The sequence below is a fragment of the Erythrobacter sp. SDW2 genome (assembly GCF_021431965.1).
Classification (GTDB): Bacteria; Pseudomonadota; Alphaproteobacteria; order Sphingomonadales; family Sphingomonadaceae; genus Parerythrobacter.
In genome coordinates, this window is the sequence record NZ_CP090370.1 from 1,185,357 (window position 1) to 1,208,192 (window position 22,836).

The following is a 22,836-nucleotide window of genomic DNA, read 5'->3' on the forward strand; positions in this document are numbered from 1 at the left end:
GGCCTGCCATTCTTGGAGGCGTGACCGGCAGGCCCGGGGAGCCCGTTACTTGGCTTCGGCAGGGGCGCTTTCAGGCATCGAGCGGGGACCGCTGGCCGCTTCGCCCTGCGCTTGACCGGCGACCAGCGCATTGCCGCTGGCACTGAACATCCCGGCCGGCAGTGTGCGGGTAACCTTGCCCTGCTTGACCACAACTTGCTGCACCTGGCCGCGGCCATCGGCGATCACTTCCTTGACCTTGCCCAGCGAAGCACCGTCGGGTGTCATGACCGGCATGCCGGGGGTGACCGTCGCCGCTCCATTGCCTTGGCCGGCTGCGCTTCCTGCGACTGCAAGCGGCGCCGCCATCAGCGAGCCCGTGGCCGAGCCCGAGCCTTCACCGCCCGCGTTGGCGCCGCCGAGCGCGGGCAGGCCGGGGCTGGGAACCCGGGACAGCGCGCCCTGGGCGGTCGAAGTGGCCCGGCCGCTGGCGTTGCCGGCAACCGTCTGGGCCCGGCCGGCGACGGGGGCGATGGCGCCGGTGACAGCGTCGGTGCCGATCAGCTGCGCACTGGCATTGCCATCGGCCGAGCCGGTGCCACTGGCGGAACCGCTGAACATCGAGGGGATGGGCAGGTCGGCGAGGCTGGCGGTCGAGGCGCTGGCCGAGCCCTTGGCGCTGCGGCGAGCTTCGACCTTTCCGCTCTTGGTGTCGACCGACTGGTTGCCTTCGGTAGACACGCTGTTGTCCACGGTGCTGCGGACACTGCGGGTGGTGTTGTCGACGGTCGAGCCGATGGTGCCGCCGATTTCGCCGCCGAGTGTTCCGCCCAGCGTTCCGCCGATGCCGCCACCGCCACCAAGCAGCTGGGCGCTGGCGGCAGAGGGAACGAGGGCGAGAAGGCTGGCGGTAAGGAGGAGCTTTTTCATGTCGGTTTCCTTTCGTCTGTTCGCAACCGGACGATGATCGTTCGCTTGCTCGAAAGGAAAACGGGCGGGCCTTCGGGTTTAATTCACGGTTCGCGAAATTTTCTCGCTTTTGCTCATTTTTTCCGGGCGCAGGTGCCGCACAGCAGCCCGCGACCATAGGTGGTGTCAGGGCCCTTCTTGCCCAGATCCCTGGCCTCGGCATCGAGCGTGCTGCGCCAGTTTCTCCCGCGCGAAAGCGCAGCGGCAAGCCTGGCGGCGGCGAGCGGCGCGGCGAACGATGTCCCGCGCCATTTCACCCGCTTGCCCCTGGCATCGAGCGCATAGATATCCGCCCCCGGTGCCGCGTAGTCGAGGTTGAGCGCGCGCCCGGCTTCGATCAGGGCGCGGTTGCGTCCGTCCACACCCGTGATGGCGATGACGCCGTCGTAGGAAGCGGGATAGGCAGGTGGCGCGGCCGGACCATCATTGCCGACAGCCGCGACGATCACGACGCCCTTCTTCTGCGCGGCGGCGACAGCCTTCTGGACGACGCTGTTCTTCGGCCCGACCAGGCTGATCGTCACGACCTTGCTGCCGCTCGAAACCAGCCAGCCGAGCGCTTTGGCGATCGCCAGCGCATTGCCGCCCGCCGCATCGGTACCATAGACATCGGCCACCCGCACGCGCGCAACGCCCGCGCTCTTGAGTAGCGATGCCACTGCGCTGCCATGGTTGGCCGCCTTGGGTGCGCCCTTGGCGAAACCCCTGGTGGCGACGGTCGAAACACTCGCGCCCGGTGCGCTGTCGATCACGCCGACTTCGGTGCCGATGCTTGCGCTCTGCAGAGCCATCGGGGCGATCACCGTGCCGGCGACTGCGCCGGACTGGTAGTGCAGATTGTCGGCGCTGATCTCCGCCCCGGGTGCCAGCTCGCGGGCGAGGCGCTCCGCCTTTGCCAAGGGCAGCCGCTCCGGCACGGCGAGCCGGGTGACGATGAAATCCAGCCCCTCGATCTGTTCGCTCGAAAGCACGCTGAACCCTGCTTCATCAAGCACCGCTAGCTGTGCCGCGGTCGCACCATCGACCAGCAATTCGCCGCGCCTGGCAAGATCGCCCCGCGCATCGGCTTCGATGGTCTCGCGGTTCTGGCGCAGCAGCTTTCGTATCGTTCGCTGGCGCAATTCCAGCAGCCTCGCAGCTGTGCGCTGGGTAGTGGCGTCTACGTCCTCGAGCGCAATCCCGACCGTGTCCGTCACGTCGCCCACCACCCCGCCGGGATCCGGCAGCTGCACCTGCGGCAGGGCCAGCTGCGCTGCCAGCGGGCTGGCCAGAATTGCGGCAGCAAGGATGGTGGGGAGAATCCGGCGCATCATTGTTTCTATCCTGTTTTTTGCATTAAGCGTGGATGAAACGCGTAGCCGCGTTCGTTTCATCCATCGAAAGGCACGAAAACTGGGCCAGACGTTCGAACAGCAGGTGCTCGCGCTGCTGCCGCGCTTGCGGCGGTTCGCGATCGGGCTTGCCGGTTCGCCGTCCGATGGCGACGATTTGTGCCAGATGACAATCGAACGTGCGCTGACCCGCCGCGACCAGTGGCAGGAGGGAACACGGCTCGACAGCTGGATGTACCGTATCATGCGCAACATATTGATCGACGAGAAACGCAGCAATGCCCGCCGCAGCCGGACCTTCGTGGACGAGGAGGCGGGCCTTGCCGTGGGTGCGGACGGCGCGCAGGAATCGCAGGTCGAACTCTCCATGGTCGACCGCGCCATGCAGCGTCTCCCTGACGAACAGCGCGAGGCAGTGCTGCTGGTGATGGTCGAAGGCTATGCCTACAAGGAAGCGGCCGAGATCGTCGGATGCCCGGTCGGAACGCTCAATTCGCGGCTGGTACGCGGGCGTGATGCCTTGCTCGAAATTCTGGAGGGCGCGCAATGACTGTCACTCGCGAACAGATTGCCGCCTATGCCGATGGCGAGCTGGGAGGAGCCGAACTGGCCGACGTCGAGGCGGCGATTGCCGCAGACCCTGCGATTGCGGAGCAGGTGGAGAGGCATCGGGAGCTCAAGAAACAGCTGGGCGCTCATTTTGCACCTTTCGCTGAGCAGCCCGTTCCCGAAAGGCTGACGACGCTTCTTCAGACAGGCGCCGAATCCGCCGAGGTCGTCAGCTTCGCCGCAGAACGGCGCCAGCGCGGGCTGGCTCCGATGGTCCGGCGCTGGGCGCCGATCGCCGGTCCCGCGCTCGCTGCTTCGTTGGTATTGGCCCTATGGCAGCCGTGGCGAGGCGGCGACGTGCCGGAGGGCTATGCGCAAGGCGAACTTGCGACCGCCCTCGATACCCAGCTGGTGGCGAGCCAGGGGTTGGCGGTCGAACCGCGCATCCTGCTGACATTCCGCGACCGGGCAGGGCAGTATTGCCGCGTCTACCGCGAAGCCCGGACCGGCGGCATCGCCTGTCACGACGAGACCGGCTGGAAGATCGAGCGGGAGCTCGGTGCGGGGCTGGCCCAGACCACCGACTACCGGCAGGCCGGCAGCGATACCCGGATCCTCGCCGCGGCTCAGGAAATGTCGGTCGGCGAAGCGCTCGATGCTGTGGCAGAAGCGGAAGCGAGAGATCGCGGCTGGCAGTAGGCGACCGAGCGGGGCCATCCGCTCAGCCGCAAAGATGATGGAAAAGGGGCCGACTTTCGTCGACCCCTCCTGCGGCCCTTGGGGCTCTTGTTGTCCCGCATCTAGCCGTTCGGCAGCACCGTCACTTCGCCCATGCGATAGCCGCGCTCGGCCATGTCTTCGATGTAGTCGATCCGCTCGTGGCGCAGTTCCTTGCCGTACTCCTCCCACGCGTCGCGCAGGTCTTCGATGTCGCTGGCCTTGCGCAGGTCGCGCGACAGTTCCTTCTGCGCTTCGGTGACGTCGATGAGGTAGTCGAACCACAGCGAGTTCTCGATCCCGGCGATCGGCGAGGTGATGATCTGCTTCTCTTCCTCGCGAGCGAAAGCCTCTTCATAGAGCATCGGCATGGCGGCCTGCGCGGCAGTGCCGAGGGTCAGGGCAGCGAGGGCGAGGGTGGTCTTGGTGAGTTTCATGGGATGTCTCCTGAATTCGGGCCGGAGCCTCCAGCGGTCCGGTTGACAAGGAAACGGGTGGCCTGCGAGGTTTAATCCTTGGCTCAGGCGATTTTCTGGCCATTGCCAGCGCGCCGCCTTCGCGCCATCACCTGGTGGACATGCACCGAGAGAGGATTTCGCCATGACATATGCCAACCGTTTCGCCGGCAAGACCGTGATCGTCACCGGCTCCTCCATGGGCATCGGCGAAGCGATCGCCCGGCGCTTTCATGCCGAAGGGGCCAATGTCGTGATCAATTCGCGCAAGCAGGCCGATTGTGATGCGGTGGCCTCTTCGCTTGGGGATCGGGCCATTGCGGTGGCGGGCGACGTGTCCTCCTCTGCCTTCGCGACAGAGATTGTCGAGAAGACCGTCGCCGCCTTCGGCGGCCTCGACGTGCTGGTCAACAACGCCGGGGTCGGTTTTTCCGGGCGGCTGAGCAAGGCGAAGGACGAGGACATCGACCGCATCATCGACATCAATCTCAAGGGCATTCTCTACCTCACCCGCGAGGCGTTTCCGCACCTGCTCGCGGCCAAAGGCAATGTCATCAACATATCCAGCGTCTCCGGCCTCGGCGGCGACTGGGGACTGGGCATATACAATGCCAGCAAGGGCGGGGTCTGCAACCTGACCCGGGCGATGGCGCTGGAGTTCGGGCGACAGGGCGTGCGGGCCAATGCGATCTGTCCGTCGATGACCCGGTCCGACATGACCACCGGCGTTACCGAGAGCGAGGCAGCGCTCAAGCTGCTCGCCAACCGCATGCCGCTGGGCCGCCCGGCCGAACCCGAGGAAATCGCCGGCCCGGTGCTGTTTCTCGCGAGCGACGACGCCTGCTTCGTCAACGGCGTGAACCTGCCGGTCGACGGCGGGGTGACTGCGTCGAACGGCCAGCCGAACTTCTTCGGCGGCTGAGGGAATGACGAGGGGGAGAAGCAGGATGAGCGTCGCCGCCTGGACGGGCGCTGCATCGCTGGCATTGGCCGCTTGCGCCACAACCCCGCCAGCGCCCGAAGCGGCGACCGGTTTCGCACCCGATTGCGCGGCTGTCGCCGGCTTCCTCGATAGCGCGGTCGAACAGGGGCGCACGGTCGGCGCATCGACGCTGATCTGGCACGAGGGGCGCGAGGCCTGCTTCCATGCCTCAGGCCTGGCATCGCGTGAGGAGGGCCGGGCTTTTGCGCGGGACACGCTGGTGCAGATCTTCTCCATGACCAAGCCGGTCACCGGCGTGGCGTTGATGCAGCTGTGGGAGCAGGGCAAGTTCGGACTCGACGATCCGCTGGCTTTGCACTTGCCCGAATACGCCGGACTCCGGGTCGTTACCGGGCGCGATGCCGACGGCCAGCCGATCCTGCGCGATCCCAAGCGTGCGCCGACGATCCGCGATGTCCTGCGGCATACGGCGGGCTTCACCTATGGCGACGGCGATGCGCCGGGCGACGTTGTGTGGAACGAGCTGCAGCCGCTTTCCTCCGACAACACGCTGGCCGAGTTCTCGCAGAAGATGGCGCAGGTGCCGCTGATCGCCGATCCGGGCACGCGATGGCACTATTCCGCCGGGGTCGATGTCCAGGCGCGATTGGTGGAGGTGCTCTCCGGCATGGCCTATGCCGACTATGTCCAGCAGCACATCTTCGGCCCGCTCGGCATGAAGGACAGCGGGTGGACACGACAGTCGGCCGATTTGGCGCGGTTGGCCCGCATCTATGTCGCCGACGAGACGGGCAAACTCGAACCAATGGAACGGGGCACCTGGCTGGAGGCCAACTTCGCCGGCAAGCCGATGACCATGGGCGGTTCGGGCATCGTCACCACGGTGGACGACTATATGCGGTTTGCCCGGATGCTCTTGGGCGAGGGGGTGCTCGACGGGGTGCGCATCCTGCGTCCGGCGACGGTGCGGCTGATGTCGACCGATGTGCTCGATCCGAGGATCACGCCGGAAAACCGCTCATGGCTCGTCGGCAAGGGCTCGGGCGGGTTCGGGATCGATTTCTTCGTCCGCACAGCACCGCCACAGTCGCCGGAGGAGAACCGCGGCACCGTTGGCGAATTCTTCTGGGACGGCTATCCCTCGATGCTGTTCTGGGTCGATCCGGGGCAGCGCATGGCGGTGGTCTTCGCCACGCAGAAGATCCCCTTCGACAACGCGCTGCACCACGATATCCGCGATGCGGTCTATGGCGCGGAGTACGACGGGTTGCCGTCGGAATAGAGCCCGGCCCTAGAACTCGTTGCTCGGGCGATAGAACTCCAGGATCAGGATATCGAGATCCTGCGTCGGTTCGAAATCGGTCTTGCGCACTTCGAACCGGGTGGGGCTGATCTTCGTCACCCCGTCCATGCAGAAGCTGACGAGGTTGTCCGGATCGCCCTTGTCCACCACCAGCCGGAAGTCCTTGATCGGCCCTGCCCAGTTGGCCCCGCTGCCGAGGACATAGCCGAGCCAGGTCTCGCCGTAATAGACCGGGTCCTCTTCGGTCCCGGCGCCCAGCTTCCTGTCGACGCCCGCCAGGAGGCCGTCATCGACACACCACTTGTCGCGATATTCCTGCATGCTTTCGGGATATTCCGACCGGATGGCCGGATAAAGCATTCCACCGACGCTGCCTCCTGTCCACGGCCGATAGACATGGCTCACCGTCACGGCAGACTTGGCCGGGAACAGCTGCGTGCGAACGAGATTGCGTTCGACCTGCCAGGCCGGATAGACCCAGCTGACTTCGCCGGTCAGCTCGGCATCGTCATCGGTCCGGAGCAGTCCCGCGGCGAGCAGCCGGTCGCGATCGGCCACGGGCAGGTCCTGCAGCCTGTCGGGAAAGCCCTCTTCGCGGAACCAGAACAGCGGGAAGCCTTCTGCCGCCACCGCGTCGGTCACATCGCGGTCGCCCACCAGGGCCCGGTCGGCGACTTCATATTCCACCGGCACGCCATCGACCTTGGTGGTGAATTCCAGCTCGTCCCAATCGGGCATGGACCAGGTGTCATAGAACCCGTCAGCCGCCGGGACGCGCGGCAGGGGGAAGGTAATCATCACCTCGCGCTCTTCCGGCGAGTGGTTGGTATAGACATAGTCCACCCGCACTTCGGTGGCGGAAATATAAAGCTCCTCCTTGTCCATCGAGATCGCTGCATTGGTCTTGAGCACCAGCCCGCCGATGGCCCACTCGGCCTCGCTGTCATTGGCGAGCGCGGGCGTGGCCGGCGGCGCGGCGAGCAGGGCCAGTGCGGCAAGCCAAGGGCGGTGCGTCATGGGCGGGAGATTACGCCGGGCGGTGGGGGTTGCAAGGGGCATGCACGGGGGGTGGTGTGGGGGTGTTGGTGTGGGAGTGGAGCGCGAAAGGTAACACAAAAATCCGACGGTTGCGGGGCGGCAGAGAACGCCATTGCGCGACCCTTGCGGGTGGCTGCAGGAAAGGTGAGGAGTTCAGACGATGATTGGCGCCTTCACATGGCATTTTAATGAGGCGGGGACCGGGACACCAATGAACTGATACCGTAATTGCGTGTCGTTCCCTTGTCGAAAATGGGAACCATGCCGGTTCTCGAGTTTTCAGGTAGGGAACACCGCAATCGAAAACCCCGTATCCCCCAAACCGATAAGGACATCACCTATGCTGCAATTGACCAAGGTTTCCTTGGCTGCCCTGGCTATTACGTCCAGCGGCGCCGCTATTGCCCAGGACAGCGAAGGCCCGTTTTTCGATGGATTCTACGTTGCCGGATCGATTTCGCTCGACGCGCCGGAAGGCGACGACGGCACGGTGGTATTCGACACCAACCGCGACGGCGAGTACAACGAAACCGTCCGTACGGTCACCGGTGCCAATGCCTTCAGCCCGGGCTTCTGCGATGGTGCGGCCATCAATCGCACGGCAGCGGGCGGATGTACCCGCGACGACGACGATCTCGGTTACGGCATCCGCCTCGGCTACGACCAGCGCATCGGTTCGAACTTCGTCGGCGGCATCCTGGTCGAAGGCACGAAGTCGGATATGCGCGATTCGACGACCGCGTTCAGCACGACTCCGGCCAACTACGTTTTCACAAGGGAACTCGACTATGCCGTTTCGGCCCGCGGCCGCCTCGGCTTCTCGCCGGGCGAAGGGCGCGGTCTGCTCTACGTGACCGGCGGCGTGAGCTACGCCAAGCTCGACCAGAGCTTCAGCTCGTCGAACACGGCCAACGCCTTCACCATCGCCAATGACGGTGACATGGTGTGGGGCGGCCAGGTGGGTGGCGGCGCCGAGCTGATGCTGAACAACAACATCTCGATCGGCCTTGAATACCTCTACAACTCGTATGACGCCGGCGACTCGTTTGTGGAAGTCGGACCGGGTACTGCGGGCGCCACCAACCCGTTCCTGCTGGTCTCGGGCGGCACCAACATGCGCCCGGCGAACAACAATTTCGACTTCCATTCGTTCAAGGCGACTATCGGTTTCCACTTCTGATGAAGTGACGACGGACCGCCAGCCGCAAAACCAAGGGGCGCCCGGTGGGGCGCCCCTTTTTCGTGTCAGGCTTCAAGTTTCCGCTTTGCCTTCTTGCGCTCGTGCGGATCGAGGATCGCCTTGCGCAGACGGATGCTCCTGGGCGTCACTTCGACCATCTCGTCATCGTCGATGTACGCAATCGCCTGTTCCAGCGTCATAACGCGGGGCGGGGTGAGGCGGATGGCGTCGTCCTTGCCGGTGCTGCGGAAGTTGGTCAGCTGCTTCGACTTCATCGGGTTCACTTCGAGATCGTCGGGCTTGGCGTTTTCGCCGATGATCATGCCTTCGTAGATCTTGGCCCCGCCGCCGATGAACAGCTCGCCGCGTTCTTCCAGGCTGTTGAGCGCATATGGCACCGCCTCGCCCGGGACCATCGAGATCAGCACGCCGTTCTGGCGGCCTTCGATCGGGCCCTTGTAGGGGCCGTATTTCTCGAACAATCGGTTCATGATGCCGGTGCCGCGCGTGTCGCTGAGAAACTCGCCGTGATAGCCGATCAGGCCGCGGCTGGGGGCGGAGAAGGTGATGCGGGTCTTGCCCTGGCCGCTGGGGCGCATCTCGGTCATCTCGGCCTTGCGGCGCTGCATCTTCTCGACGACCGTGCCCGAATGCTCGTCATCGACGTCGATGACGACGGTTTCGTACGGCTCGGTGCGCTTGCCGTCTTCCTCGCCGAACAGCACGCGCGGGCGGCTGATGCCGAGTTCGAAGCCTTCGCGGCGCATGGTTTCGATCAGCACGCCGAGCTGCAGTTCGCCGCGCCCGGCGACTTCGAAGCTGTCCTTGTCGGCGCTTTCGGTCACGCGGATGGCGACATTGGTTTCCGCTTCGCGCAGCAGGCGGTCGCGGATCATGCGGCTCGTTACCTTGTCGCCCTCGCGGCCCGCCAGCGGACTGTCGTTGACGGCAAAGCGCATCGCCAGCGTCGGCGGATCGATCGGCTGTGCGGCGATCGGCTCGCTCACCGAAGGATCGGCGATGGTGTTGGAGACGGTCGCCTTTTCCAGACCGGCGAGCGCAATGATGTCGCCCGCCTGGGCGCTATCCACCGGCACGCGCTCGAGCCCGCGGAAGGACATCAACTTGGTCGCGCGGCCCGTTTCGATAACCTTGCCGTCGCGGTCGATGGCGTGGATCGGATCGTTGAGCTTGATCGTACCCGACTGTACCCGGCCGGTGAGCACGCGGCCCATGAAGTTGTCGCGGTCGAGCAGCGTCGCGAGGAAGCTGAATTTGCCGGTGGTGTCGAGCCCGGGCGAGGGGACATGGTCGACGATCAGCTGGAACAGCGGGTTGAGGTCGCCGCTGCGGGCAGTCTCGTCGTCGCTGGCATAGCCGTCGCGGCCCGAAGCCCAGAGCGAGGGGAAATCGAGCTGTTCGTCATTGGCGTCGAGCGAGGCGAACAGGTCGAACACTTCGTCGAGCACTTCCTGCGGGCGGCCATCGGGGCGGTCGATCTTGTTGACGACGACGATGGGCTTGAGGCCCAGCGCCAGCGCCTTGCCGGTGACGAACTTGGTCTGCGGCATCGCCCCTTCGGCGCTGTCGACCAGCAGGATGACCCCGTCGACCATGCTCAGGATGCGTTCGACCTCCGCGCCGAAGTCGGCGTGGCCCGGGGTGTCGACGATATTGATGCGGTAGCCGTTCCACTCGACGCTGGTGCACTTCGCCAGGATGGTGATCCCGCGTTCCTTTTCGAGGTCACCCGAATCCATCGCCCGCTCTTCGACGCGCTGGTTTTCGCGGAACGTGCCGGACTGGCGGAACAGCTGGTCGACAAGGGTGGTCTTGCCGTGGTCGACGTGGGCGATGATCGCCACGTTGCGGAGGTCTGCGGACATGGGGTTCTCTGGTTAGGGGCCAAGGCGTTCGAGCGCGCGATTGTGCGCCGCAACATTTCGAGCGCGCCCCTAGCGGAGAGTTGCGCGCGCGGCAACTGTGTCTGGCAGTCAGCTTTGCAGGATGCGCGTTCTATTCGGGAGTTTGTGCGTCATTTTCGGCATCGCTGACAACATCCATGCGCGATTCGAACCAGTCCCGGTCGCGCTCAAGCAAGGCAGAGGTGACACCTTCCTTGCGGAACGCCACCTTGAACCTGTCCTCTCCCTTGAGCTGCTCGAGCTTGTCGGTGTAAGCGATGGCTGATGCGAGATCGTCGGCTTGCGAAGCTTCGATTTGCTGGTCTTTCAGGTTCGAAACCTGCAAACGCGCGACAAGCTCGCCGTTGATCCGGGCAGCGGCGAAGCCATCCTGCCATTCGGGGTCATCCACCTTCAGCAACAGCTCATCGATCAGGGTCTGCGCCTCAGCCGGGGAGGCTCTTTTTGCCAGTTCCCACGCCTTTGCAACGTCCGTCTTGAGCCCACGACCCCTGCAATCGTTCAAGGTGCTTCTTTTTTGCGGGGAATCAGGCAGGGCACGAAACCGTTCGCTAGCGTCGCGATGGATCGCGAAGAACGTATCCGGATCCCCCGCCAACGAGCAACTGGCGCCATAATAGGCCCGAACCAGCTTGGCCTGCTCGTTGGCCAATCCTGAACATAGATCGATCAGCCGGCGGGCCTCGATCAGCAGCTTGAGGCGCTCGTCGATCGTGCCGGTGAACCGGGCCCCTGCGACCCGCATCACATCGGCCCGCTCGCATCCGGTGAAGGACGGGCCCTGCACCGCGAAGCTGATATTGCCCGAACGCCGCGGGCTGACAATCAGACGTAGGGGCACCTCGAACTGGTCGAAGCGGATCGAGACATCGCGGGTGACCGAACCATCGGTGATCGACACGGATGTGACATAATTGCCCGATTGGGCACTGAAACTGTCGCCACCATCGAACTTCACTTCCTTTGCCAGCGGCTGACGTGTCTGGACCGTGATCGACTTCTTGGCATCCTGCGCCAGCGCAACCGATGGCATCGCTGCGGTTGCCACGGCGGCCATCATGAGTGCCTTCATGGTGTGCATCGTCAGTTCGCTCGCATTGCCCCGCATCCGCCCAGTCCCCGCCCTAGTTCCGATCGACCAGGTCGTGCAGGGTGCCCTTCTTGTCCATCAGGCTGATGCCCAGCACCGCCGCAAGAAAGCCACCGAACCAGCCGATCAAGCTGCCGAAAAAGCTGTTCACCCAACGCTCCGACACTTCCGCCGAGACCGGTCCGAATTCGCCGTAATAGTCGAGCAAGACCACCGGGGACGTCTGGTCGCCAACTGCGGGCTGGCTGACTTCGATCATCGCCATCGTGGCAGCTCCGATGCCGGTCAGGCACAGGATACTGATCGCTGCGATTTCCCATTGCCGAGAGTGGACTTCTGTCACCTTGGCGACTGCAACCGAGACCACGGTCAGGAAGGCGGCGAAGACGGTCGTCGCCAAGGCCCCGTTTCTCATGAAGAATGCAGCCGAACGCCAGAGCCTGCTCAAGCCCACATCCTCGCCGGTTCCTGCCGGGACCAGATAGCTGCCATTGGCTGCCGATGCCGCCAGTGCAATGGCATAGGCGACGGCCAACGCCAGCAGGCCGACTGCTATCCAAGCGGCGACGCGTTTTTGATAAGGTGTCATCATTCCCCACCCCCGATCACCACACAATAGCAAGCCGACAATACTATACAATGCCGTCAATCCGGGGTGGTTTGTATCCCTTGGTCATTCATTGCCGCATCCGGGCCAAAGGATACTCAGGGACACGGATTTGCCGGGGCACCGTGTGTGACCGCACTGCAACAACTCGCACGGAGATATTCTGCAATTCCCTTCGTCGCTTGAGGGACGCCCGCATGCCAAGTAATCGCGTAACTTAGCCGTAGCGTCCCCACTCCAAAAACCCCCGCGACGGCTCAGGAAGAGGAACGACCTTCATGAAGTTTACTGCTTTTGCAGGCGGCGCTACCACGCGCCTCGCCCTGCTGGCCGGTGCCGCCACGATTGCTATCGCCCCGACCACCGCTTTCGCGCAGGACGCCGAAGAGCCGGTTGAGGACGGCACCGAAGCCGTCGACAGCAACATTATCGTCGTGACCGCGACCAAGCGCGAACAGACGCTGCAGGAAACCCCGATCTCGGTTTCCGTGACCAGCGGCGAAACGCTGGAGCAGGCGCAGATCCGCGACGTGCTCGACTTGCAAACAGTCGCTCCGTCGCTGCGCGTCAGCCAGCTGCAGAACTCCTCGTCCTCGACCTTCATCATTCGCGGCTTCGGCAACGGCGACAACAACTTCGGCATCGAACCGTCGGTCGGCGTGTTCATCGACGGGGTGTTCCGCTCGCGTTCGGCCTCGTCGCTCAACGACCTTGCCAACGTCCAGCGCATCGAAGTTCTGAACGGACCGCAGTCGACCCTGTTCGGCAAGAACGCGTCGGCCGGGGTGATCTCCGTCATCACCCGCGCCCCGCAGTTCCAGTTCGGCGGCTCGATCGAAGCTGGCTACGGCGAATTCAACGACATCCGTCTCAAGGGCGACATCACTGGTCCGATTACCGATACGGTCGCCTTCGCCCTCGACGGCAGCTATAACAAGCGCGACGGTTACGGCCGTATCGTCAACCTCAACAATGCCGACATCAACGATCGCAACCGCTACACTGCGCGAGGCCAGCTGCTGTTCGAACCGTCGGACTCGCTGCGCATTCGTGCGATTGCCGACTATTCGAAGATCGATGAAGCCTGCTGCGTTGTCAGTACGCTGGTGGCCGGCCCGACCGCCCCGGCGGTGTTCGCTGTCGGCGGCGCGCTCAGCACCGATTTCTTCAGCTACGACATCTTCCTCAACAAGGTTCCGGTCAACGAAGTCGAGAACTACGGTGGTTCGGTCCAGGCCGATCTGGAATTCGGCGCATTGTCGCTGACTTCGATCACCGCCTACCGCGAACTGAAGAACTTTGTCGACCAGGACGTCGATTTCACCAGCGCGGATATCGTCAGCGAAGTGCGCGACCAGCAGGTCGAAACCTTCACTCAGGAACTCCGGCTGACTTCGGACTTCGACGGCCCGCTTAACTTCCTGCTTGGCGGCTTCTTCTTTGACGAAAGCGTCACGCAGAACAGCGCGCTGACCACCGGCCCGCAGGCGCGGCCGTTCTTCTCGCTGCTGGCCGGCAATCCGCTGGTCTTCAACGGGGTCGAGGCCGCGCTGGGTCTGCCGCAGAACAGCATCTTCTCGCCCGGCCTGCTGACCAGCGAAGTCTATTCGATGGACAACCAGTCGTGGTCGGTCTTCGGGACGGTCGATTTCGAGCCGTTCGAAGGCCTCGTCCTTACCGGCGGGTTCAACTACACCGACGACAAGAAGGACTTCGCTCTCAGCGGCGTGGCCTTTGACGAACTGGCCAACATCAATCTGGTCGATGCCTTCATCACCGGCGCGACCGGCGGCACGGTGACCACCCGCGCCCAGTTCCGGGCGCTGCCGCTCGCGACCCAGCAGGCATTGGCTGCCGCTGCGACCAATCCCGGCGTCAATCCGCTGCTGGCTCTGGCTCCGTTCCAGTTCCAGCCGCCGTTCCTCAACACTCCTAACGCGGTCGAGAATGGCAAGACCCGGGACGACGATCTCAGCTACACGCTGCGGGCGGCCTATCAGTTCAACGACAACATCAACGCCTATTTCAGCTATGCCACCGGCTTCAAGGCGAGTTCGGTCAACCTGTCGCGCGACAGCCGCCCTTCGGCAGTCGACTTCACTCCGGGGCCGCGTCGTTCGACCTTCCTCGCTCCGTCGTCGCCGATCACCGACGCGGGTCTGATCGTGCCGAACCTGACCACCGGTTCGCGCTTTGCCGGCCCGGAAAATGCCGAAGTGTGGGAACTGGGCTTCAAGGGCCAGTGGGACGGGCTCAGCGTCAATCTGGCGCTGTTCGACCAGACGCTGAAAGGCTTCCAGTCGTTCCTGTTCACCGGCACGGGCTTCCAGCTCAACAACGCCGGTGAACAGTCGGTGACGGGCTTCGAACTCGACACCCGCATCCAGCCGACCGATGGCCTGGTCTTCACCTTCGCGATGACCTATCTCGACCCGCTGTTCGACAGCTTCACGGAAAGCCCGGTGGGCGATCTGTCGGGCCTGCGTCCGGGCGGCATCCCCGAGTTCAACATCGCGACTTCGGCGACCTATACCCACGAATTCGGTGACAGCGGCAATCGCCTGATCACCCGCGTGGACTACAGCCACGAGAGCAACACCGACATCAACAACGGCCTGCCAACCTTCAACGCGGCCCTGGGCAACACCCAGATCTTCCGCCGCGAAGTGAACCTGGTGAACGCGTCGATGACCTTCGCCATGGAGAATGGCATCGAACTGGGCGTCTATGCCCGCAACCTGCTCGACGACCAGTATATCATTACGGTCTTCGACGGCGTGGCGCAGGCTGGCACGGTCTCGGGTTACCCGAGCGCACCGCGCACCTGGGGCGGCCTCGTCCGCTTCAAGTTCTGATCACAGGATCGTCACGGCCCGCTCCAGGGGATGGAGCGGGCAACGACGCCAAATATCTGAATGTGGGAAGGGGGCCGCTCGGCCCCCTTTTCTTTGCGTCGAAGCGATTTCGCTTGATACGGCCCGCAATCTATTGCCACTTGGCATCCGCTTTTAATGGGGAGCCTGAAATGCACTGGATGCTGTTGCCATTCAAACGTTATGCCGATTTCGGCGGCCGGTCGCGCCGCATGGAATTCTGGATGTTTTCGCTGCTGGGTTTCCTGGTGGCCGTGGCGACCGTCGGCCTCGCCATGGCCGTGGCGCCGGGCGCTGGAGAATCCGAAATGATCTCGGGCGACGGCGGCTTTCAGGCATCGGCTGCCTTTAATAGCGACTTCTCCGGCAGCCCGCTGGCAATGGTCCTTGTCGGCGTCTACGGCCTATTTGTTCTTGCTGCCTTCATTCCCGGAATCGCGGTAACGGTTCGCCGTTTGCATGACCGCGACATGTCGGGCTGGTGGTATCTGGGCGCGGTCGTTGCCGGCCTGCTCCCGCTGATCGGCATTTTCGTGTGGCTGGCCTTTTTTGTCCTCATGCTTCTGCCCGGCACCACAGGTCCCAATCGCTTCGGCCCCGACCCCAAGGGTGACGATCTGGAGGAAGTTTTCGGCTAGGTTCTAAAGCGTCCTCAGCGCCTGTGCCGGTTTCGCCCGCAGCAGCGGTAGCGACCCGGCCAGCGCGAAGGTGACCACCAGCACCAGCCCCGCACCGAGCACGGCGAGCACGGTGGCCCAGTCAGGGAGCCAGTCGAACTCGAACAGCTGGGTGATCACCAGCCATGCCAGGCCGCTGCCGATTGCGAGCGCCAACACCGCCAACACCGCTGCCAGCAGCAAATACTCGACCAGTTGCATAGTAAGGATCTGTCCCCGGCTCGCGCCCAGTACCCGCAGCACGACAGTGTCATAAGTCCGCGCCGCGCGGGCGGCGGCAATCGCGCCGAGCAGTACGGCGAGGCCGGCCAGTACCGCCACGGAGGCCGCCGCCAGCGTTGCAACGCCGACTTGCGACAGGATCGTGCGCGCCTGAACGAGCACCTGGCCGACCTCGATCACCGAACTGGAAGGGAAAGCCTGCACCAGCTCGCGCAACAGCGGCCCCGTGGGCGTGTCGCCCTTGAACTCGATCGTCGCGGCATAATTGTGCGGGGCATCGGCGATGGCGTTGCGGCTGAACACCAGCGCATAATTGAATCCCATGCTCTCCCAGTCGATTTGCCGTGTGTTGGCGACGCGCATGGTCCGCTCGACCCCGAGCAGGGCGATGGTCAGGTAATCGCCGGGCCTGAGGCCGATGGCGTCGGCAAGTTCGACATCGACCGAGACCGCGGGCTCGCCTTCGTAGAACGGCCCCCACCATTCGCCGTCGACGATGGTGTTGCCCTCCGGAACTTCGTCGGCATAGGTCAGGCCGCGTTCGCCCCGCAGCGCCCAGGCACCGTCGGGAATCTCCTCGAGCTCGGCAACACGGGTCATATCGTCCTTGGGCCCATAGGCGATGATCGAACCACGCATGGCGGGTAGCGCGCGGATCATCGCCTTGTCGTCCTGCGCCCAGACGATCTGTTCGAATTCGCCGATACGGTCGCGCGGGATGTCGAGCACGAAATAGTCGGGGGCCTCCTGCGGCACCCGGCTCTGGATATTGCCGTCGATCGAGGTCTGGATCGCCGCCAGCAGGACGAAGGCGCTGAGGCCGAAGCCGAGCGCGGTCACCAGCGCACCGGTCGAGGTGCCAGGGCGGCTGAGGTTGGCGAGGGCGTTGCGGATCAGGGGATTGGCGGGCCGACCGACCCTGGCCGATACTTTACGGATCGACCAGCCGAGCAGCGCCAGCACCGCCAGCATGGCGGCTGCGCCAGCCAGGAATCCCCCGGCCAGCAGTGGCTGACGCGAAGTGAGCAGAGCGAGCGCGACGATGCCGGCGAGGCCACCACCGACCCACAGGAACGCGGTCCTATCGCGGGCGAGGGGCGTCACGCGTGATCGCATCAGCGCCATGGCAGGAAAGCGCCGGGCGCGTAGCAGCGGCGTGGCGGCGAAGACCAGTGCCACCAGCAGGCCGTAGCCGCTCGCCAGCAGCAGGGCCAATGGTTCGAAAGTGAAGCCGCTCTGGACAGGCAGCAGCCCTTGCAGCGCCACACCCAGCAGCGGGGTGACCGCCAGCCCGACTATCAGTCCGGCGACACTGCCGACCAGCGCCGCCAGCCCGATCTGCAACGCATAGATGCGGGCGATATCGCCGCTGGTCGCGCCCAGCACCTTGAGCGTGGCGATGCTCGAACGCCGTGCTTCGAGATAGGATGACACACCGCCGCCGATGCCGATCCCGGCAATGACCAGCGCAGCAAGGCCGACCAGCGTCAGGAACTCGCCCATCCGCCCGACAAACCGGTCGGCCCCGGGGCTGGCGCGGTCACGGTCGCGGAAGTCGAACCCGGCGAGCGGAAAGCGCTCGGTCAGCTGCTCCTGCGCCGTTTCCGGATTTGTGGCCGGATTGGCGAAGGCGATACGGGTTTTCGACTGGTACATCGCGCCTGGCTGGATCAGCCCGGCGTCATAAGGCGTCTGCAGATTGGTGATGACCGTGGGGCCAAGCTGGAAGCCTTCGGAGAGCTTGTCCGGCTCATCCTCGATCACGCCGGCCGCCTTCAGCGTCAGCGTGCCCAGCTCGAATGTGTCGCCGACTTGCATGTCGAGCCGGTCCATCGCCCCCTGGCCGACCCATGCCTCGCCCGCGGGCGGCGGGCCGACGGTACGGCCGTCGGTCAGGGTCAGCTTGCCATACAGCGGGTAATTGTCTTCGACGGCTTTCAAACCGACGGGCGCGGTCCGTTCGCCCTTGCGGGCGACGACCTGCATGCGGGTGCCCTGCGAGACTTCGCCCAGCACCTTGAGCGCGGCCAGCTCCTCCTCGTTGGGGCTGCGCTGCCAGATCTCGACTTCAAGGTCGCCGCCGAGGAGTTCTTGCCCGCGATTGGCCAGTTCCCGTTCGATTGCCGCGGTCAGCGTGCCGATGGCGGCCAGCGCCCCGGTGCCGAGGAACAGGCACACCAGCAGAAGCCGTAGCCCCTTGAAGCGCAGTGACAGCTCCCGCCGCGCCAGTGTCCAAGCGGTGCCCCAGGGGATCGTATGGCTCATGCGGCGGTGTCGCTCGCAATCTTGCCGTCGGCTAGGGTGATGATGCGGTCGCAGCGTTCGGCCAGGCTCGGATCATGGGTGATGATCACCAGCGTCGCCCCGGTCTCGGCGCGGCGCGCGAACAGCATGTCGATGATCTCGGCGCCCGTCGCGGCGTCGAGATTGCCGGTCGGCTCGTCGGCGAAGATCAGCGTCGGGCGCGGCGCGGTGGCGCGGGCGATGGCGACGCGTTGCTGCTCGCCGCCGGAAAGCTGGGTCGGGTAATGGTCGAGCCGGTGGCCGAGGCCGACCGCCTCCAGCTCCGCCTTGGCGCGAGAGCGGACATCGCTAGCGCCGGCCAGTTCCATCGGGGTGGCGACATTCTCCGTCGCGGTCATGGTCGGTAGCAGGTGGAAAGCCTGTAGCACGATGCCGATGCGGCCACGGCGGGCGCGGGCAAGGCCGTCCTCGTCCATACCGCCGAAATCGGCCCCGCCGACCTGCAACGTGCCCGAGGTAGCACGTTCGAGGCCGGAGAGCACCGCCATCAGCGAGCTCTTGCCCGAACCCGACGGACCGAGCAGCGCCAGCACCTCGCCCCGCTTCACATCGAGGTCGATCCCCTTGAGGATCTCGACCGGATGCTTGTCCTGGCCGAGCGTCAGGGTGAGATTGCGGGCGGAAATGGCGAGGCCTACGGAACCCGATGCGGGCGAAGGCGTGTTGGGGGTATCAGTCACAATAATCCGATGGCATAGGCAAACCCATGGAACAAGTAAGGTGGGCGAAAGCCCTAAGTCGTTTGTCGATGGCGCCGCTGGCGTTGATGCTGGTTTCCTGCGGGTCGGAGGCTCCTGAAGCAGCTGCTCCTGTGGCGACAGAGGCCGCAGCCGAGGCTGTGGGTGAGGTGCCGGTGATGGGTCCCGAACGGCATATCCTGGCCTTCGGCGACAGCCTCTTCGCCGGGTACAACGTCGCCAAGGAGGACAGCTATCCCGCCAAGCTGGAAGCCGCCCTGCGCGCCCGGGGCATCAATGCGCGGGTGACCAACGCCGGGGTTTCGGGCGATACCAGTGCGGCGGGGGCACAAAGGTTCGACTTCACGCTCAAGTCTATGGAGCGGACGCCCGACCTGCTGATCCTGGAACTGGGCGGCAACGACTTGCTGCGTGGGCTTTCGACGGAGCAAGTGAAGGAAAACCTACGCGACATCATCACCAAGGCACAGCGCGAAGGGATCGACGTGCTGCTGATGGGGATGCAAGCCCCGCCCAATGTGGGACCCCGATATGCCGAGGAGTTCAAGGCCGCTTATGCCGACCTCGCCAAGCAGTACGGGGTCGATTTCATCCCCTTCTGGGTCGAAGCGGTGGCGGACAAGCCCGAACTGATCCAGAGCGACCGGGTGCACCCGACCGAAAAGGGCATAGAAGTGCTGGTCGGCGATACGGTGGACGAAGTGATCGCGGCGCTACCGAAGAGCTAGCTTAGCCGCTCCAGCTCGCCGCCGCTGACGCGCCAGACCGCAGCCTCGCCTTCGATGGCGGTGAACGGGGAAAGCTCGGTCCCTGTCATCCAGACCTGCGCGCCGGTTTCCCGCAACCGTTCGAACAACGCCTCGCGGCGGAGGGGGTCGAGATGCGCGGCGACTTCGTCGAGCAGCAGAATGCTCGGGCGGCCTTGGGCCGCGAGCGCGCCGTGGGCGAGGGTGATAGCGATCAGCATGGCCTTCTGCTCGCCGGTCGAGCAGGTGGCGGCCGGGGCCTGCTTGCCCGCCATGGTTACGCTGAAGTCATCGCGATGCGGTCCGACCAGCGTGCGCCCGGCGCGGCGATCCTGCCGGCGGTTGGCGCGAAGGGCTTCGCGCAGGCTTGCTTCGTTCGAAGGCGAGGCAGTTTCGATGGCGAGCAACGGGCGGGCGAAGGGTTCGTCGGGGTGATCCGCCAGCGTCGCTGACAGCGCCTCGACAAGCCGCGCACGGCCTTGCGCCAGCGCGCTGCCATAGCGGCCAAGGTGCGATTCGACCCCGTCGAGCCATGCCGCTTCGGGCTCGCGTTCGTCCGCCAGCAACCGGTTCCGTTCGCGCAGTGCCGCTTCGTAGCGGGTGGCATTATGCGCGTGGGCGGGATCGAGCGCCAGCGCCATGCGGTCGACGAAACGCCGCCGGTCGCCCGCCGCGCCCATGAAGATGCCGTCCATTGCCGGGGTCAGCCAGCCGACCGCGAGCCATTCGCCGAGCGAGACCGCGCTGGCCTCTGCCGCATTGATCCGCACCCGCCTTCTCCCGGGCCGCGCCGGATCGACCGTGGTGCCCAGTTGCACCGGCTCGCCACCATCGGCGGGCGTGAGACTCGCACCGACCGTGAAGCCTCCCGGAGCTCCGTTGCGCCCGATTTCGGGCAGGGCGGCACGGCGCAGGCCGCGACCGGGCGCGAGCAACGAAATGGCTTCGAGGATGTTGGTCTTGCCCGCGCCGTTCTCTCCCACCAGCAAGTTGAACCGCGCGGCCCCGTCGAGGCGGGAACGCGCGTGGTTGCGGAAGTCGGACAGGGTGATGCGATCGAGCGCCATGGACCATCTAGCGCCTAGCTTGGAGCGCGTTTCACTTCCACGAAAAAGCCTAATCCCACCAATTGGGAAAAAACCCCAACCTTTCGCTTCGGTGAACAGCTTGTAATCCGAGGTTTCACGCGAAAACGGCAGAATTCCGTCATTTTCTGAAACTGGCACACCTCATGCATTACTTCGTTCGTCCAGCGGGATGGCCCCGCTCTGACAGAAACACAGAAGGAAACACAGACCATGACGTTCGAATTTGCCGCCAACCGCTTCTTCGCCGCCGCTTTCGCAGTTGCCCTTTCGGCTGTTGCTTTCGCGACCGCGATCGTCCCCGCCAGCCCGATGCTGGTTGCCTGATCCCCAGGCAGTAACCCCCGACGCAAGGAACACCCCCATGTTCGATCTCAACAACGCCGGCAGCCGCCTCTTCGCAGCCCTCTCGGCCCTCGCAATTTCCTCGCTGGTGATGGCTTTCGCCATCATCCCGGGTAGCCCCGCAGGAGTTATCGCATGAACCAGCTTTCGAACAACCGCAGCGGCCCGCCGGCCAAGAGCTTCCGGCTCGACCGCAGCAACGGCAAGATCTGGGGCGTTTGCGCCGGGATCGCCAACTACTTCGGCATCGACCCGATGCTGGTCCGGATCGGTTTTGCCGGTGCCGTGATCCTGGGTGTGGGCGCGCCGATCCTGATCTACGCCGCGATCGCTTTGATTGCCGATTGACGGACCCCCGAAAGGGGGCCGTCATCCCAGCGAAGGCTGGGATCTCCATCCACCGGGTGGAACCTGTTTGAAACCGATCCCAGCTTTCGCTGGGATGACGAAGGAGCAGGAACCTCCTTCGTCACATGGCCGAGATACCGCCGTCGAGCTTGAGCTCCGCCCCGGTCATGAAGCGGCTTTCGTCGCTGGCGAGATAGAGCACCGCATTGGCGATATCGCTCGGCTCGCCGACGAATTTCAGCGGTATCTGCCGCGCCAGCTTTTCCAGCAGCACGCCCTTGTCGAGATTGTGATTGCGCGCGGTCCCGTCGAGGATCGGCGTATCGACGAACGTCGGATGGACCGAATTGCAGCGGATCTGCATGTTGTTCTTCGCACAGTGCAGCGCGATCGACTTGGTCAGCATCCACACCGAAGCCTTGGAGGCGTTGTAGGCCGGCATGGTGTCGCTGGCGATCAGCCCGGCGATGCTCGAGATATTGATGATCGAACCCGGCGCATGTTCGCGCATCAGCGGCAGGGCTGCCTGGCAACCGTGGAAGATGCCATCGACATTGATCGCGAAGCAGCGCTTCCAGTCATCGAACTTGCAGGTCTCGATATTGCCGCCGACGCCGATCCCGGCATTGTTGACGAGGACATTGAGCCCGCCCATCGCCTCGCGTGCCAGCGCCACGGCGGCGTCCCACTGCGCCCGGTCGGTCACATCGTGCTGGATCGAGAAGGCGGTTCCTTGCCCATAAGCGGCGTTAATGGCAGCGGCGGTCTCGGCTGCGCCCGCCCCGTTGACATCGGTGCACAGCACTTTCGCCCCTTCGGCTGCCAGATGATGGCAATGCGCCGCGCCCAGGCCCTGTGCCGCGCCGGTAACCAGCGCCATTTTTCCTGCAACACGTCCGGTCATTTGATGTCCTCTCCCAGAAAATTCGGTGCCATCAGCATGGCGATCCGCACATCCACCCCGTGCCCCCTTGCGCGCCAATCTGCAACGAATTGCGACAACTCGCTCAGCGGGACGCGGTGGACGGTGATGTTCTCGCCCTCGGTCCCGCCACCGGGGCCGACTTTGGTCAGCCCGCGGGCTCGCATCAGAGTGAAGCTTTCGCTGACCATGCCGGGGCTGGAATAGAAGTCGCCGATTACCTCGATGCTTTGTGCGGTGTAGCCGGTCTCTTCCTCAAGCTCGCGGATGGCGGCCTCGATGGCGTCCTCGTCTTCCGCCCCGTCGTGGTCGCCGATCAGCCCGGCGGGAATCTCCAGCGTGACCGTGCCCAGCGGAATGCGGTATTGCTCGACCAGCAGGACATGGCCCTCGTCATCGATGGCGATGATCGCGGCGGCGCGGATCCCGCGCGAACGGCTGGCATATTCCCACCGCCCGCGGCGCTTCATGGTGACGAACTTGCCCTGCCACATCACTTCTTCGGGCAGGCTGGCATCAGGGTTCATTAT

General features: G+C 64.6%; 22 protein-coding genes. 10 read left to right on the plus strand and 12 right to left on the minus strand.

Annotation, left to right across the window (positions count from 1 at the left end; translation table 11 throughout):
- Window positions 1-45 precede the first annotated feature (45 nt).
- Both LY632_RS05705 and LY632_RS05710 read right to left on the minus strand, forming a co-directional pair.
- Window positions 46-909, minus strand: a complete 864-nt coding sequence (locus tag LY632_RS05705; protein WP_234092837.1) for a hypothetical protein — start codon at window positions 907-909, stop codon at window positions 46-48.
- A 113-nt stretch (window positions 910-1,022) separates the two neighbouring features.
- Window positions 1,023-2,261 (minus strand): S8 family serine peptidase, encoded by a 1,239-nt coding sequence (locus tag LY632_RS05710; RefSeq protein WP_234092838.1) that lies wholly within the window; start codon window positions 2,259-2,261, stop codon window positions 1,023-1,025.
- 79 nt (window positions 2,262-2,340) lie between these two features.
- Between LY632_RS05710 and LY632_RS05715 the strand changes: the two genes are divergently transcribed.
- The gene (locus LY632_RS05715; protein ID WP_370636567.1) at window positions 2,341-2,829 is read left to right on the plus strand and encodes an RNA polymerase sigma factor; all 489 of its coding nucleotides are present in this window, start codon (window positions 2,341-2,343) and stop codon (window positions 2,827-2,829) included.
- Window positions 2,826-3,527: an anti-sigma factor gene (locus LY632_RS05720; RefSeq protein WP_234092840.1), complete on the plus strand. Its 702-nt coding sequence runs from the start codon at window positions 2,826-2,828 to the stop codon at window positions 3,525-3,527. The genes LY632_RS05715 and LY632_RS05720 overlap by 4 nt, the downstream gene beginning before the upstream one ends.
- Window positions 3,528-3,628: 101 nt before the next feature.
- On the opposite strand, the gene LY632_RS05725 is transcribed toward LY632_RS05720, so the two are convergent.
- A complete protein-coding gene (locus LY632_RS05725) occupies window positions 3,629-3,982 on the minus strand; it encodes a hypothetical protein (RefSeq protein WP_234092841.1) in 354 nt (117 codons plus the stop codon).
- Window positions 3,983-4,145: 163 nt separating this feature from the next.
- Here LY632_RS05725 and LY632_RS05730 point away from each other — a divergent pair, with 163 nt between their 5' ends.
- Window positions 4,146-4,922 (plus strand): SDR family NAD(P)-dependent oxidoreductase, encoded by a 777-nt coding sequence (locus LY632_RS05730; RefSeq protein ID WP_234092842.1) that lies wholly within the window; start codon window positions 4,146-4,148, stop codon window positions 4,920-4,922.
- A 25-nt stretch (window positions 4,923-4,947) separates the two neighbouring features.
- Window positions 4,948-6,225 carry a serine hydrolase gene (locus LY632_RS05735; RefSeq protein ID WP_234092843.1) on the plus strand — a complete coding sequence of 426 codons (1,278 nt, stop codon included), beginning with the start codon at window positions 4,948-4,950 and terminating at the stop codon, window positions 6,223-6,225.
- Between the two features lie 9 nt (window positions 6,226-6,234).
- On the opposite strand, the gene LY632_RS05740 is transcribed toward LY632_RS05735, so the two are convergent.
- Window positions 6,235-7,263: a DUF4424 family protein gene (locus LY632_RS05740; RefSeq protein ID WP_234092844.1), complete on the minus strand. Its 1,029-nt coding sequence runs from the start codon at window positions 7,261-7,263 to the stop codon at window positions 6,235-6,237.
- A gap of 361 nt (window positions 7,264-7,624) precedes the next feature.
- Here LY632_RS05740 and LY632_RS05745 point away from each other — a divergent pair, with 361 nt between their 5' ends.
- Window positions 7,625-8,464, plus strand: a complete 840-nt coding sequence (locus LY632_RS05745; RefSeq protein ID WP_234092845.1) for an outer membrane protein — start codon at window positions 7,625-7,627, stop codon at window positions 8,462-8,464.
- A 65-nt stretch (window positions 8,465-8,529) separates the two neighbouring features.
- Here LY632_RS05745 and typA read toward each other — a convergent pair whose 3' ends face one another.
- The 3 genes from typA to LY632_RS05760 all read right to left on the minus strand — a co-directional run bounded on the left by typA (window position 8,530) and on the right by LY632_RS05760 (window position 12,071).
- Entirely contained in the window at window positions 8,530-10,350 is a 1,821-nt protein-coding gene (gene typA, locus LY632_RS05750) for a translational GTPase TypA (RefSeq protein ID WP_234092846.1), read from the minus strand.
- Window positions 10,351-10,480: 130 nt separating this feature from the next.
- A complete protein-coding gene (locus tag LY632_RS05755; RefSeq protein ID WP_234092847.1) occupies window positions 10,481-11,461 on the minus strand; it encodes a hypothetical protein in 981 nt (326 codons plus the stop codon).
- A gap of 52 nt (window positions 11,462-11,513) precedes the next feature.
- On the minus strand, window positions 11,514-12,071 hold the full coding sequence (locus tag LY632_RS05760) for a hypothetical protein (RefSeq protein WP_234092848.1): 558 nt from the start codon (window positions 12,069-12,071) through the stop codon (window positions 11,514-11,516).
- A gap of 293 nt (window positions 12,072-12,364) precedes the next feature.
- Between LY632_RS05760 and LY632_RS05765 the strand changes: the two genes are divergently transcribed.
- Entirely contained in the window at window positions 12,365-14,941 is a 2,577-nt protein-coding gene (locus LY632_RS05765) for a TonB-dependent receptor (RefSeq protein ID WP_234092849.1), read from the plus strand.
- Between the two features lie 170 nt (window positions 14,942-15,111).
- Window positions 15,112-15,597 (plus strand): DUF805 domain-containing protein, encoded by a 486-nt coding sequence (locus LY632_RS05770; protein WP_234092850.1) that lies wholly within the window; start codon window positions 15,112-15,114, stop codon window positions 15,595-15,597.
- A gap of 3 nt (window positions 15,598-15,600) precedes the next feature.
- On the opposite strand, the gene LY632_RS05775 is transcribed toward LY632_RS05770, so the two are convergent.
- Both LY632_RS05775 and LY632_RS05780 read right to left on the minus strand, forming a co-directional pair.
- Window positions 15,601-18,123 carry an ABC transporter permease gene (locus tag LY632_RS05775; RefSeq protein WP_234092851.1) on the minus strand — a complete coding sequence of 841 codons (2,523 nt, stop codon included), beginning with the start codon at window positions 18,121-18,123 and terminating at the stop codon, window positions 15,601-15,603.
- Complete coding sequence (locus LY632_RS05780) at window positions 18,120-18,842, minus strand: ABC transporter ATP-binding protein (RefSeq protein WP_234092852.1); 723 nt, start codon at window positions 18,840-18,842, stop codon at window positions 18,120-18,122. Before LY632_RS05780 ends, LY632_RS05775 begins: the two co-directional genes overlap by 4 nt.
- 68 nt (window positions 18,843-18,910) lie before the next feature.
- Between LY632_RS05780 and LY632_RS05785 the strand changes: the two genes are divergently transcribed.
- Window positions 18,911-19,588 (plus strand): arylesterase, encoded by a 678-nt coding sequence (locus tag LY632_RS05785; RefSeq protein ID WP_234092853.1) that lies wholly within the window; start codon window positions 18,911-18,913, stop codon window positions 19,586-19,588.
- Here LY632_RS05785 and recF read toward each other — a convergent pair.
- Complete coding sequence (gene recF, locus LY632_RS05790; protein WP_234092854.1) at window positions 19,585-20,673, minus strand: DNA replication/repair protein RecF; 1,089 nt, start codon at window positions 20,671-20,673, stop codon at window positions 19,585-19,587. The genes LY632_RS05785 and recF overlap by 4 nt on opposite strands.
- Before the next feature lie 382 nt (window positions 20,674-21,055).
- Here recF and LY632_RS05800 point away from each other — a divergent pair, with 382 nt between their 5' ends.
- Together LY632_RS05800 and LY632_RS05805 are read left to right on the plus strand one after the other, a co-directional pair.
- Window positions 21,056-21,175 (plus strand): recombination protein F, encoded by a 120-nt coding sequence (locus LY632_RS05800; protein WP_234092856.1) that lies wholly within the window; start codon window positions 21,056-21,058, stop codon window positions 21,173-21,175.
- Window positions 21,172-21,384 (plus strand): PspC domain-containing protein, encoded by a 213-nt coding sequence (locus LY632_RS05805; protein ID WP_234092857.1) that lies wholly within the window; start codon window positions 21,172-21,174, stop codon window positions 21,382-21,384. The genes LY632_RS05800 and LY632_RS05805 overlap by 4 nt, the downstream gene beginning before the upstream one ends.
- A gap of 121 nt (window positions 21,385-21,505) precedes the next feature.
- On the opposite strand, the gene LY632_RS05810 is transcribed toward LY632_RS05805, so the two are convergent.
- Both LY632_RS05810 and LY632_RS05815 read right to left on the minus strand, forming a co-directional pair.
- Entirely contained in the window at window positions 21,506-22,288 is a 783-nt protein-coding gene (locus LY632_RS05810) for an SDR family oxidoreductase (RefSeq protein ID WP_234092858.1), read from the minus strand.
- Window positions 22,285-22,833, minus strand: coding sequence for an NUDIX hydrolase (locus LY632_RS05815; RefSeq protein WP_234092859.1), 549 nt, complete (start codon window positions 22,831-22,833; stop codon window positions 22,285-22,287). The genes LY632_RS05810 and LY632_RS05815 overlap by 4 nt, the downstream gene beginning before the upstream one ends.
- Window positions 22,834-22,836: the final 3 nt, after the last annotated feature.

Excerpts from the sequence above, each read along its gene's own strand:
- LY632_RS05775 (WP_234092851.1), bottom strand. The coding sequence starts at position 18,123 with ATGAGCCATACGATCCCCTGGGGCACCGCTTGGACACTGGCGCGGCGG.
- LY632_RS05800 (WP_234092856.1), top strand. The coding sequence starts at position 21,056 with ATGTTCGATCTCAACAACGCCGGCAGCCGCCTCTTCGCAGCCCTCTCG.
- LY632_RS05785 (WP_234092853.1), top strand. The coding sequence starts at position 18,911 with ATGGCGCCGCTGGCGTTGATGCTGGTTTCCTGCGGGTCGGAGGCTCCT.
- LY632_RS05745 (WP_234092845.1), top strand. The coding sequence starts at position 7,625 with ATGCTGCAATTGACCAAGGTTTCCTTGGCTGCCCTGGCTATTACGTCC.
- LY632_RS05805 (WP_234092857.1), top strand. The coding sequence starts at position 21,172 with ATGAACCAGCTTTCGAACAACCGCAGCGGCCCGCCGGCCAAGAGCTTC.
- LY632_RS05755 (WP_234092847.1), bottom strand. The coding sequence starts at position 11,461 with ATGAAGGCACTCATGATGGCCGCCGTGGCAACCGCAGCGATGCCATCG.
- LY632_RS05710 (WP_234092838.1), bottom strand. The coding sequence starts at position 2,261 with ATGATGCGCCGGATTCTCCCCACCATCCTTGCTGCCGCAATTCTGGCC.
- LY632_RS05720 (WP_234092840.1), top strand. The coding sequence starts at position 2,826 with ATGACTGTCACTCGCGAACAGATTGCCGCCTATGCCGATGGCGAGCTG.
- LY632_RS05725 (WP_234092841.1), bottom strand. The coding sequence starts at position 3,982 with ATGAAACTCACCAAGACCACCCTCGCCCTCGCTGCCCTGACCCTCGGC.
- LY632_RS05760 (WP_234092848.1), bottom strand. The coding sequence starts at position 12,071 with ATGATGACACCTTATCAAAAACGCGTCGCCGCTTGGATAGCAGTCGGC.
- LY632_RS05705 (WP_234092837.1), bottom strand. The coding sequence starts at position 909 with ATGAAAAAGCTCCTCCTTACCGCCAGCCTTCTCGCCCTCGTTCCCTCT.
- LY632_RS05765 (WP_234092849.1), top strand. The coding sequence starts at position 12,365 with ATGAAGTTTACTGCTTTTGCAGGCGGCGCTACCACGCGCCTCGCCCTG.
- LY632_RS05740 (WP_234092844.1), bottom strand. The coding sequence starts at position 7,263 with ATGACGCACCGCCCTTGGCTTGCCGCACTGGCCCTGCTCGCCGCGCCG.
- recF (WP_234092854.1), bottom strand. The coding sequence starts at position 20,673 with ATGGCGCTCGATCGCATCACCCTGTCCGACTTCCGCAACCACGCGCGT.
- LY632_RS05730 (WP_234092842.1), top strand. The coding sequence starts at position 4,146 with ATGACATATGCCAACCGTTTCGCCGGCAAGACCGTGATCGTCACCGGC.
- LY632_RS05815 (WP_234092859.1), bottom strand. The coding sequence starts at position 22,833 with ATGAACCCTGATGCCAGCCTGCCCGAAGAAGTGATGTGGCAGGGCAAG.
- typA (WP_234092846.1), bottom strand. The coding sequence starts at position 10,350 with ATGTCCGCAGACCTCCGCAACGTGGCGATCATCGCCCACGTCGACCAC.
- LY632_RS05770 (WP_234092850.1), top strand. The coding sequence starts at position 15,112 with ATGCACTGGATGCTGTTGCCATTCAAACGTTATGCCGATTTCGGCGGC.
- LY632_RS05735 (WP_234092843.1), top strand. The coding sequence starts at position 4,948 with ATGAGCGTCGCCGCCTGGACGGGCGCTGCATCGCTGGCATTGGCCGCT.
- LY632_RS05810 (WP_234092858.1), bottom strand. The coding sequence starts at position 22,288 with ATGACCGGACGTGTTGCAGGAAAAATGGCGCTGGTTACCGGCGCGGCA.